Origin of the sequence: Thioalkalivibrio sp. ALJ12, from assembly GCF_000378305.1 — a bacterium.
Taxonomy (GTDB): Bacteria; Pseudomonadota; Gammaproteobacteria; order Ectothiorhodospirales; family Ectothiorhodospiraceae; genus Thioalkalivibrio.
This window is the reverse complement of record NZ_KB899541.1, coordinates 39,710-50,061: the sequence shown is the minus strand read 5'-3', so window position 1 is coordinate 50,061 and position 10,352 is coordinate 39,710. Positions and strand designations below refer to the sequence as shown.

Below are 10,352 nucleotides of genomic sequence, written 5' to 3'. Positions count from 1 at the left end.
AAGCCCGGCGCGTCCACACAGCCGTCATCGCGAGCCGAGCGAAGCGATCTCCCAACGCAGGCACCAACGTTGGGGCAGACCCGACAGACTGCCGCGTCGGCTGCGCCTCCTCGCAGTGACGGGGGATCGCGGACGACGCGATGGTGGTACTTGAGGGAACCTCGGCCCCTGTGTTCCAGTCTTCCGGGACACCCCCCTTTAGCCGATACAAGGACGCACCATGAGCGACAATCCCACCGCAGGCTTTCGCTTGAACCACACCATGCTGCGCGTGAAGGATCCGCAGAAGGCGCTGGACTTCTACCAGCGGGTGTTCGGCATGCAGCTGATCAAGACGCTGGACTTCCCGGAGTTCGAGTTCACGCTCTACTTCCTGGCGCAAATCGGCGAGGACGAGCCGCACCCGCCCAAGGATGGCGGGGAGGCCACCCGCTGGATGTTCAGCCAGCGCGGCATCCTGGAGCTGACCTACAACTACGGCACCGAAAAGGACGCCGACTTCCACTACCACGACGGCAACGAGGAGCCGCAGGGCTTCGGCCACATCTGCTTCTCGGTACCCGACCTGGACGCGGCCGTGCACTGGTTCGACGAGAACGATGTCGAGTTCGTGAAGCGCCCGGACGAAGGCGGGCTGAAGGACATCGCTTTCGTGAAGGACGTGGACGGCTACTGGATCGAGATCCTGGAGCCGGCGCGACTGACCGGGCTGGGGAAGTAGCAGACCCCAAGCCCTCGTAATGCCCGCGTTTGTTCGCGGGCAAGAGTTTTATTGCATATGCGCAGACGTATTTCGTTTCGCAATTCGTGTATGATGCGCGCTGAGTAGATTCATCCGATTTTCGCCGGGCCTTGTTCCGGCCCGCCCGAGTACCCCCTGAAATGTCCGAATCCCCCTCCTTCGCCGAACTCGGCCTTTCCGAGTCGTTGGCCCGTGCCCTGTTGCAACTGGGCTTTACCACCCCGACCCCGGTCCAGGCCGCGTGTATCCCGGCCCTGCTGGCCGGCGACGACGTGCTGGGCGAGGCCCAGACCGGCACCGGCAAGACCGGCGCCTTCGGCCTGCCGCTGATCGACTCGATCGATCCCGCGCAGCGTCGCGTGCAGGCGCTGATCCTGGCGCCGACCCGCGAGCTGGCCGGCCAGGTCGCCACCGCCCTGGAGGGCTTCGCGGCCAGTATCGACGGGCTCGAGATCCTGCCGGTCTACGGCGGCCAGCCCATGGGCGTGCAGATCCGCGCCCTGCGCGATGGTGCGCAGGTCGTGGTCGGAACGCCCGGCCGCGTGGTCGACCACATCAAGCGCGGCACGCTGACACTGGATGCGCTGCGCATGGTGGTGCTGGACGAGGCCGACGAGATGCTGCGCATGGGCTTTGTCGAGGAGATCGAATGGATCCTCGAACAGACCCCGGCCGAACGCCAGACCACGCTGTTCTCCGCGACCATGCCGGCGCCGATTCGCCGCATCGCGCACCGCCACATGCGCGAGCCGCAGGAGATCCGCATTGGCGCGGGCAACGAGGCCGGCACCGACATCGATCAGAGCTACTGCCTGGTGGACCAGCGCCACAAGACCGAGGCCCTGGGCCGGATGATCGAGGTGGAGCCGGAACTGGACGCGGCGATCGTATTCGCCCGTACCAAGGCCGCCACCGCCGAGATCGCCGAGGCCCTGAACGCACAGGGCGTGCAGTCCTCCCCGCTCAATGGCGACATGGAACAGGGCGAACGCGAGCGCGTGGTCGCCGACCTGCGCGATGGTCATCTGGACGTGATCGTGGCCACCGACGTGGCCGCCCGCGGCATCGACGTCCCGCGCATCACCCATGTCTTCAACTACGACGCCCCGGGCGATGCCGAGGTGTACGTGCACCGCATCGGCCGTACCGGCCGCGCCGGGCGCAAGGGCCGCGCGATCCTGTTCCTGGAGCCGCGCAAGCGGCGCATGCTACGCGATATCGAACGCCTGACCGGCAAGCCCGTGCGCGAGCAGAAGGTCCCGGATCGCGCCGCCGTGATCGCCCGCCGCGAGGAGCGCCTGGCCGAGCGTCTGCAGGCCGAGCTGGCCGGCGAAGCGTCGCCGCAGCTCGACGCCCTGCTGGACCGGCTGCTGGCCAACGGCCAGATGGGCGAACGCGATCTCGCCCGCGCCCTGCTCGCCCTGGCGACCCAGGGCACGCCGCTGGATGGCACGCCCAACGCGCACGATCCCGTGACGGCGGCCGCCAGCCGCCCCGAACGCGACAGTCATCGTGCGGATCGCAACCGTGACCGCGCCCCCCGCCCCAGCCGCGGCAAGGACCGCGGGCCGGAAGCGGACATGGTGCGCTACTACATGCCGGTCGGGCGTAACCACGGCATCGCCCCCGGCGCCATTGTCGGGGCGCTGGCCAACGAGGGTGGCCTGAACGGCCGCGACATCGGCCGGATCGGCCTGCAGGACGACCACAGCCATGTGGACCTGCCGGCCGCGCTGGACGAGGCCGCGGTGCGCCGCCTGGGCAATATCCATATCGCCAACCGTCGCCTGGAAATGGCGCGCTCTGTCCCGACTCGCGACTCGCGTGCGACCGAGCGCCACGCCCCGGCTGCGCGCAAGCCCCACGGCCCGGGCAAGCCGGCCGCCAAGCGGCGTGGCCCGGCTCCGGCCAACGGCAAGCGCCCGGCCTATGCGGCCGCCGGAAAGCCGCGCAAGGCACCGGGCCGCAAGGCCAACGCCAGCCGCGGTGACGGCACCCTGTCGGTCAAGCGCCGCTCCGCCTGATCAAGGCCAGGACCCGCGCGCCGGTCATTGACGGCCGGCGCGCGGTTACCTCAACCCAATAAAGCATCCACGATGTCGGCCAGGCGATCCGCCAGGCCGGCACCGCGGTGTTGTGCCCGCTGTTCGTCGCCGTCTTGATACTTGCCGGTGCGCACCAGACAGGCGGTCAGACCCGCGGCGCGTGCGCCGTCCACATCCCCCGACACATCGTCGCCCACCATCAGCACCTGCTCCGGTGGCAGATCCAGATCCGCAATCGCCGCATGGAACAGCCGGGCATCCGGCTTGCCGAAGTTCTCGGCCTTCAGATCGGCGGCGTACTCCAGCGCACGCACGAACGGGCCGATATCCAGCGACAGGCCATCCGCCTCGCGAAAATAGCGGTTGGTCCCCATCACCCACAGCGGTGCGCCCTCCATCAACACGCGAAACGCGCGGTTGAGCACGGCGTAGTCGAACGCGGCGCCCATATCCCCCAGCACAACCACATCCGGATCGCCCGTGGGCACGCCCTCGAACTCGGGTTCCAGCGCCGGGTGCACCAGCAGCAGCGGGCTGCGGGACTCGGACTCGAGCCGCTCGCGGATCGCGGAGGGGGCCGTCGTCAACTGCGCAGACTCGAACGCGAAGCCGAGGCCGGCCAGCTTGTCGATGATGGCCGCGCGTGGCTCGCGCGTGGTGTTGGTGATCAGACGGATCGGGAGCCCGGCGGCCTGTGCCCGCTGCACGGCCTCGATGGCGCCCGGGAGGGCCTCGCCGCCCACGTACAGCACACCGGAGAGGTCCAGCAACAGCGCGCGAACCTGCTCCATTCCCTCCGGCATAGAGTTAAGCATGAGTATCCCCCTTGCCGCGGCACTTCACGCGGTATCCGGCCGGGACCCATGGGTCCCGACTCGGGGCACGGGTGTGCCCTTTACCCGATTCAACGCCGAATCAGGCGATGAAGCAACTCGAACTTGCCATTGGTGTGTTCGGTCCGCCCGGCGTCGTTGCGCCACTCCCAGCGACTGTCCGGGAACAACGCCCGCATGTCCGCCATCTCGCAGTGAAACGGCGGCCCGCCCTCGCGCCCGGTCTGCATGAAGCACGCGAACAGCTCGCCGTCCGGACGCAGCCAGGCATGCAGCTGCTGCTCGTAGGCGGGCCACTGCTCGGGCGGGATCGCGCACAGGGAGGTCTGCTCGTAGACGCCATCCACCGGCGTCTCCGGCTGCCATGCCAGCATGTCGGCCTGGACGACCTCCGCCTCCAGCCCCTCCCGCTCCAGCTGTTCGCGCAGATGCCGCACTGGCGTGGGCGCCACATCCAGACCGATCGGGTAATATCCGTGGCGGGCCAGGGCCGGGACCTCGTGTCCGAAACCGCAGCCCGGCACCACGATCCGTGCGCCTTTCGCCAGATCGGTGATCGCCAGCCACGCTTCCAGCGACGGGCTGGGGCCACCGCGATCCCAGCGCGTGGAGCCCTCCTGATAGCGGGACTCCCAGTCGGCCTCCGCATCCAGGGCGGCGTTAACGGTCGACGACTCTTCGGAATTTTGCATCTCTCTCCTTCCCTGCGGACGATGGAACCAGTAATGAACGGACCCTACCAAACTGGAAACGACTCAATGGAGGCCGCAATGGACCGCAACGACCTGCCCTACCGCATCCACCGCCAGGAACTCGGGCCGATGGAGAACTTCGTCTACCTGATCGAGGACATGGCGAGCCGCCGCGCGGCGGTGGTGGACCCGGCCTGGGAGCCGGACGCGATCCTCAACCAGGCGCGCGAGCAGGACGTGACCATCTCCGACATCCTGCTGACCCACAGCCACCACGACCACATCAACGGCGTCGAGGCGATCCTGGAGCAGTACCCCAATGCCCGACTGCATATCCTCAAGCCCGAGGCCGAGTTCTGGGGCAAGGAGCTGGAGCGCCCTGAACTCCACCACGGCGGCGACACGATGAAGCTGGGCGATACCGAAATCCGCTTCCTGCACACGCCCGGCCACACCCCCGGCTCCGCCTGCTTCCACATGCCGGCCGGCGACGACCTGATTACCGGTGACACGCTGTTTGTGTTCGGCTGCGGCCGCTGCGACCTGTCCGGGGGCGACCCCGAGCAGATGTTCCATACGCTGAACGGGCTGCGCGAGGGGCTCCCGGCGCATACCTGCATCCACCCGGGCCACAACTATGCGGAGAAGGCCGAATCCACCCTGGCGGAACAGGACGAGGGCAACCCGTTTCTGCACTTCCACGACCAGGACGAATTCGTCCACTACCGCATGCACGAACACGACCGGGTGCGCTCCACGCCCTACCATCCCATCCCGCGCGGCTGAGGCAAATCGCTCATGGCGCTTGCATCCCTCGGGACCAATCGCGATAATGCGCGCCTTCAGTCGATGCGCCCGTAGCTCAGCTGGATAGAGTACCTGGCTACGAACCAGGTGGTCGGAGGTTCGAATCCTTCCGGGCGCGCCATATTCCCGAGAAAGGGCCCCCACATCGGGTGGCCCTTTTTCATTTGTCCGATCTCAAAGGACTCGAACCTCCGATAAATTCGTTGGTTCGATCCCGAGCGCAGCGAGGAACGTGTCGGACACGGGCCGACACCCGAAAGGGCCAGGCGCGCAGCGCCGCCGCTATCCTTCCGGGCGCGCCATATTTCAGAGAGAGGGCATCCAGATCCGGGTGCCCTTTTTCATTTGCAGGAAGCCCCAAGAAACCGAACCGCCGGATGAACGCGGCGGCCCGGCCGACCAAGCAAACAGCCCCTCATGTACCAGACCACTGCCCCCGCTCCCGACTCCATCCCCGGCCTCCGTCCCTGCTGGATGGATGCGCTGATCACACCAAAGGCCTCTACCCGCCTGCGGCACGTCGCCCTGGGCCTGGTGCTGGCGATCGCCCTGCTGGCCGCGGAGCTTGAAGCCGCGGCGGCGGGCTGGATCCTGCTCGGCCTGCTGGGCTCAGTCGCGGTGCTGGCCCTCTCGGTCGATCCGCGCTGGCTCTACCGCATGGCCTATCCGGGCGTGGTCGTACTGGCGGTGGCCGTCGCCGTACCCACCGCCTATGCCGCCTACATCCTGGGTCTGGCCGGGGCCGTCGCACCGGCGACCGGGTTCGCCCTGATCGCCCTGGCGGCCACACTGTTAGGCCCCGAGGAAGGCAGCCGCTGGCTGGAGCGCCGCAGCCGCGAAGAGGACCGCCTGCGCCGCACCTGATCAGCACGGGCACCTTTCCCGCCCCGCCAGGCCAGGCCAGGCCAGGCCAGCCAGCAGCCAGTCACGTGACGAGCTCCCCTGGAACCATCTGGCACGGTTCAAAGCACCGAAATTGGCGGGTCGATCTCCGGACGCCCCTGGAGCTGGAGCTGAAGATCCCCTGGCGAACGCGTAGCCGAAACCGCAAGCACAAAAAAGCCGGACACCCCGTCAAGGGGATGCCCGGCGCAATCGAACAGCCGAGGCGGACTAGCCCCAGATGTCGTAGGTGATGCCCTTGTACCAACCTCGGGTGTATTCGGCTTCCCGCTTCCTGAAATCCGCGCTCTCGCCGGAGGGACTCACGCCCCCTGAACCGTCCACACCCGCCTGAGCTCCATCCTTGTATTGATACACGGCCGCAACACTGACCCCATGATCGGGCGTAATCAAGCTGTAGCAGGTGTTGGCGGACGAGGGATCGAAGGGCTCCTGATCCATCAGTTCGCGCACGATCGCCGCGGCGACGATCTTGCCCTGGTTGTTGGCCGAATGACCGGACTTCGGCATGGCACCGGCCACGCTCGAATCCCCCAGTACGTAGATGTTGTCGTCCATGTCCGACTTGAAGGTGCGCTGATCCACCGGGACCCAGCCCTCGTCATTGGTCAGGCCGACATCGTGGGCAATCTTCGCCGCATGCTGATGCGGTATGAAGTTCATCACGTCGGCCTTCACCCGCTCGAAGCCCTCTTCGGTGATCGCCATCTTCTCGCCAACGTCGATCTCCTGGACGTTGCCACCGTCGGACGCACCACGCCACTCGATCATGTCGCCGTAGTGCTCTTCCCAGCCTTCCTCGAACAGGCCCTGCTTGGAGAAGTTGTCCTTGGCGTCGAGCACGATGATCTTGGATTTGGGCTTTTCCTGCTTGAAGTAATGCGCGATCAGCGAGACACGTTCGTACGGCCCCGGCGGGCAGCGGAACGGGTTTGGTGGGGCGACCATCACGAACACGCCGCCATCCGGCATGTCGGTCAGTTGCGAACGCAAGATGCGGGTCTGCTCCCCGGCCTTCCAGGCGTGCGGGATCGCCTCGGCGTCGTCTTCGGAAATCCCTTCGACCGCGTCATAGCGAAAGTCGATACCCGGCGACATCACCAGCTTGTCGTACTTGACCTCGTCGCCTCCGGCCAGATGGACGCGACGCTTGTCCGCATCCACAGCCGTCACCGAGTCCGCGACGACCTTGATCCCGTGCCGGTCACGCAGGGCGTCGTACGTCTGGGCGATATTGTCCATGTCCTCGAACCCCGCGATCACCCAGTTACTGCCGTAACAGGTGTGGTAGGTCGAATTGGGCTCGATAAGGGTCACGTCCAGCCCCGGAGAAAACGTCTTCAGGTACTTGGCGGCCGTTGCCCCACCCGAACCGCCGCCGACCACGACGATACGTGCGCCATTGGAATAACCACCGGCGATCGCGCCACTGACCCCTGTGACGGAAGCCAGACTCGTAATGCCGAACGCCTGCAAGAAGCGGCGTCGATTGAACTGTTGCATGATGGACCCCCTGTTCAGAATCGGGCGAAGTACGACGCCATGGCGTCGATTTCTTCGTCGGTGTAACCCTTGGCGTGACGATCCATGATCGTCGCGTCACGATCGCCATCACGGAATGCCCGCATCTGATTGGCAATCAACTCCGGTGACAGACGAGCGAGATCCGGTACGCCTTCTTCGGCACCCGCGGCGTTGTGACATGCCTTGCACGACGCCGCCATTAGCTGCCCTCGAGTCACTTCGTCGTTATCCGCCAGCACAGTGCCGGGCACCGCGGCGGCCATCAGCAGCGAGGCCGCAAACCCCGCCATGTATGTACGCGTCATCATTGAACAAACTCCTCCACTTGATGTGAATAGCCACTTTGTCGGCCGCCTTCTGGGGCTGCCTTCCTCCTCGATCCCGGTGTTGGCCCCGGGTTGAATGGTCTGACATTCCTTATCCGGCCTCTGTCCCTGCACTCACAGGGACCGGACATTCCCTGAACACCCCGCCAAAAAAGGGTCGGGCATGCGTACCCGACCCAAGCGACGGAGAACAATCATGTTGCCGGTTCGCAGCGGAACCGCCGGCATCCTGGCCGGACAACATGCTTCCTTCCGACAGCCGGCTTGTCCGCAAAACTCAAGCCGGCCACTGACCCTTGTTTCCGCACGAACGCTGCACGCCCCTCTCCAGGAGGGAGGGTGCCACCAACGCTTCAATGGCAGGGGGTCCATTCGCGGTGATGAATTCGCGGGCCAAGGGTCTCGGCCTTGTCCTTGGGGCCGACAGCAAACTTCACGCCAGCTTAATAAAAAACTCTTAATCCGTGAGTTACAGGTTATGTGGAAGCGGACAGTCGTTGCAGATCGCATCGTTGTTGCAACGCTTTTGCAACAGCACTCCCAAACGTTCGAATATATACACCCATTACTTTTTCAGAATGTAAAGACGATGTTTCCGCGGGAGATTGTCATATGAACAGGCAGATATCGGAGTCCCCGGCGAACTCAAAAAAAGCCGCCGCACCCGCGTATTCCAGTCCGTCGATGAACTCGTCGGTGTCCATGTCGAAGAGGTCTACGGTCATCTGGCAGGCGATCATGCGCACGTCGGCCTCCAGACACATCTCGCGCAGTTCCTCGAGATCGGAGACCCCCTTCGCGGCCATCTTCTTTTTCATCATGGTCGTCATCATGCGCTGCATGCCCGGCAGCCCCTGGAGCATCACCGGCATGGGCATGGGCATCGGCATCCCCGGATTGCCCAGCGAAGTGACCTGCAGATCCATCTTCTTGCGCAACAGCTGCAGTCCGTAGAAGGTAAAGAACACCTCCACTTCATAGCCGAGCGCGGCCGCCGTCGAGGCCAGAATGAACGGGGGATAGCCCCAGTCCAGACTGCCCTTGGTGGCGATAATCGCCAGCTTCTTCTGCTCGCTCATAAGAGACTTCCTTCGATTTCGTAAAAAGCAGACCCTCGCCTACATGGATCCTCGGTTGCCCCCGTCCGCTTTCGCGCGGCGCGTTCGATTCCAGTCGCGGATCATGGTGCAGCCCACGCACAACCCGAGGGCCGCCAGCGTGCCCCAGATGGATATGGGGACCATCACCATCGCCAATACAAAAAGAACCCAGGCCATCACGGTCATTGTTTTCTCCTCGGCTCCCTTGAAGCCGGTCGGTCAGTGGGGCATCCAGGGCCCCGGGGGCCCGCCACCCTGAAACGGGTTGAACATGTTCATCGTGCCCATCGGTCCGCCCACGTTTCGGTTCAGGTTCCACATGTCCCGCTGCATGCCGGACGTGGAGGCGGCCATCAGCTCGGTATCGCGCGTCATCGAGGCAATGCTGAGCTGCATCGCCGCGGTGTCCTCGCTGATGGTCCCGACATGGCTGTCCACCCGTTCCATGCTGGCGGCGATCTGCTGCATTCGTTCGTCTACATCCGACATGTGCCCCGCGATCACGGAGAGATCGCGATCGACCACACGCGTCATCTTGCTAATCTCCTCGGTCAGCCGGCTGACGTCGTTGGTGAGACTGGTGATCAGCCAGAACCCGTAAATCGCCAGGATGATGAAGGCCGTCAGGGCCGAGTACACGACAAGCTCCAGTCGTCGGGCCCTCAGATAGGCCTCATCCGCCTCCTCCGCAATACGTTCGTACTCCGGCGGATCAACGCCGGGCCCATGGGACGTTCTCGCATAGGGGTCCTCAGTCGCCATCAGAACTCACCCCGTGCGGCGCGATCGATGATGGTCTCGAGCGACTCTTGGACAAACAGCGCCTGTTCGTAGAGTTCTTCCGGCAACGGCCGGCCACCGTGGATCATCGGATCGAGGTTCAGCGTCATCAGCCAGAGCTGGCCCTCTTCGTCTTCCTGGAGCACGATGCGGCAGGGGAGATAGGCCGCCATGGCCTGGCTGTGCCGCACCATCTGCGCGGCGATTCTCGCGTCGCAGAACATGTAGATCTTCAGGAACGGGAAGTCTTCACCAGTAACGTTACGCACCTCCTCGCTCATCGGCATTTCGCCAACGTTGGCAATATTCAGTTCGTTGGCGACCATCCTCAGCGTGTCTTCCACCTCGCCAACGTCCAGGCCTTCTTCGACCTTTCTCTTGTATACCGTGGCCTCGGCCATATCGCCGGTTTCCAGCACCGTGCGCGCCATGCGCGCGTAGACCGTCGTGGCCTGTGAATCGAGGGCCCGAGCGCCCCCGGCGTAGGGTTGAAGAACGTAGATCGCATAGCCGACAGCGATCACGGCCAGCAGGCCGATAATGGCCAGTACATTCCAGATCACTCGCATGCCTCTATCCTCCTTTGGTGCCTTGTCAGGC

At 64.8% G+C, this 10,352-nt stretch carries 12 protein-coding genes and 1 tRNA gene; 5 read left to right on the top strand and 8 right to left on the bottom strand.

The window, feature by feature from the left end; genetic code table 11:
* Positions 1-220 precede the first annotated feature (220 nt).
* Positions 221-721 carry a lactoylglutathione lyase gene (gloA, locus tag F467_RS0112980; RefSeq protein WP_018137723.1) on the top strand — a complete coding sequence of 167 codons (501 nt, stop codon included), beginning with the start codon at positions 221-223 and terminating at the stop codon, positions 719-721.
* A gap of 161 nt (positions 722-882) precedes the next feature.
* Positions 883-2,766, top strand: a complete 1,884-nt coding sequence (locus F467_RS0112975; protein ID WP_018137722.1) for a DEAD/DEAH box helicase — start codon at positions 883-885, stop codon at positions 2,764-2,766.
* Between the two features lie 50 nt (positions 2,767-2,816).
* On the opposite strand, the gene F467_RS0112970 is transcribed toward F467_RS0112975, so the two are convergent.
* Positions 2,817-3,578, bottom strand: a complete 762-nt coding sequence (locus tag F467_RS0112970) for a TIGR01458 family HAD-type hydrolase (protein ID WP_018137721.1) — start codon at positions 3,576-3,578, stop codon at positions 2,817-2,819.
* A gap of 113 nt (positions 3,579-3,691) precedes the next feature.
* Positions 3,692-4,312, bottom strand: coding sequence for a methyltransferase domain-containing protein (locus tag F467_RS0112965; RefSeq protein ID WP_018137720.1), 621 nt, complete (start codon positions 4,310-4,312; stop codon positions 3,692-3,694).
* 78 nt (positions 4,313-4,390) lie between these two features.
* Between F467_RS0112965 and F467_RS0112960 the strand changes: the two genes are divergently transcribed.
* From F467_RS0112960 to F467_RS0112950, 3 genes are all read left to right on the top strand, one after another.
* Positions 4,391-5,098, top strand: a complete 708-nt coding sequence (locus tag F467_RS0112960; RefSeq protein ID WP_018174060.1) for an MBL fold metallo-hydrolase — start codon at positions 4,391-4,393, stop codon at positions 5,096-5,098.
* Between the two features lie 65 nt (positions 5,099-5,163).
* Positions 5,164-5,240: transfer RNA gene (locus tag F467_RS0112955), tRNA-Arg, on the top strand.
* A 353-nt stretch (positions 5,241-5,593) separates the two neighbouring features.
* Positions 5,594-5,983: a hypothetical protein gene (locus F467_RS0112950; protein WP_018137718.1), complete on the top strand. Its 390-nt coding sequence runs from the start codon at positions 5,594-5,596 to the stop codon at positions 5,981-5,983.
* A 249-nt stretch (positions 5,984-6,232) separates the two neighbouring features.
* Here F467_RS0112950 and F467_RS0112945 read toward each other — a convergent pair whose 3' ends face one another.
* From F467_RS0112945 to F467_RS0112920, 6 genes are all read right to left on the bottom strand, one after another.
* Positions 6,233-7,525: an NAD(P)/FAD-dependent oxidoreductase gene (locus F467_RS0112945; protein WP_018137717.1), complete on the bottom strand. Its 1,293-nt coding sequence runs from the start codon at positions 7,523-7,525 to the stop codon at positions 6,233-6,235.
* Positions 7,526-7,539: 14 nt separating this feature from the next.
* Positions 7,540-7,854, bottom strand: a complete 315-nt coding sequence (locus tag F467_RS0112940) for a c-type cytochrome (RefSeq protein WP_018137716.1) — start codon at positions 7,852-7,854, stop codon at positions 7,540-7,542.
* A 626-nt stretch (positions 7,855-8,480) separates the two neighbouring features.
* Positions 8,481-8,951 (bottom strand): DsrE/DsrF/DrsH-like family protein, encoded by a 471-nt coding sequence (locus F467_RS0112935; protein WP_018137715.1) that lies wholly within the window; start codon positions 8,949-8,951, stop codon positions 8,481-8,483.
* Between the two features lie 39 nt (positions 8,952-8,990).
* Positions 8,991-9,158 carry a hypothetical protein gene (locus tag F467_RS13775; RefSeq protein WP_018137714.1) on the bottom strand — a complete coding sequence of 56 codons (168 nt, stop codon included), beginning with the start codon at positions 9,156-9,158 and terminating at the stop codon, positions 8,991-8,993.
* A 33-nt stretch (positions 9,159-9,191) separates the two neighbouring features.
* Positions 9,192-9,734 carry a methyl-accepting chemotaxis protein gene (locus F467_RS0112925; protein ID WP_018137713.1) on the bottom strand — a complete coding sequence of 181 codons (543 nt, stop codon included), beginning with the start codon at positions 9,732-9,734 and terminating at the stop codon, positions 9,192-9,194.
* Positions 9,734-10,321, bottom strand: a complete 588-nt coding sequence (locus F467_RS0112920) for a DUF302 domain-containing protein (protein WP_018137712.1) — start codon at positions 10,319-10,321, stop codon at positions 9,734-9,736. The genes F467_RS0112925 and F467_RS0112920 overlap by 1 nt, the downstream gene beginning before the upstream one ends.
* Between the last annotated feature and the right edge of the window lie 31 nt (positions 10,322-10,352).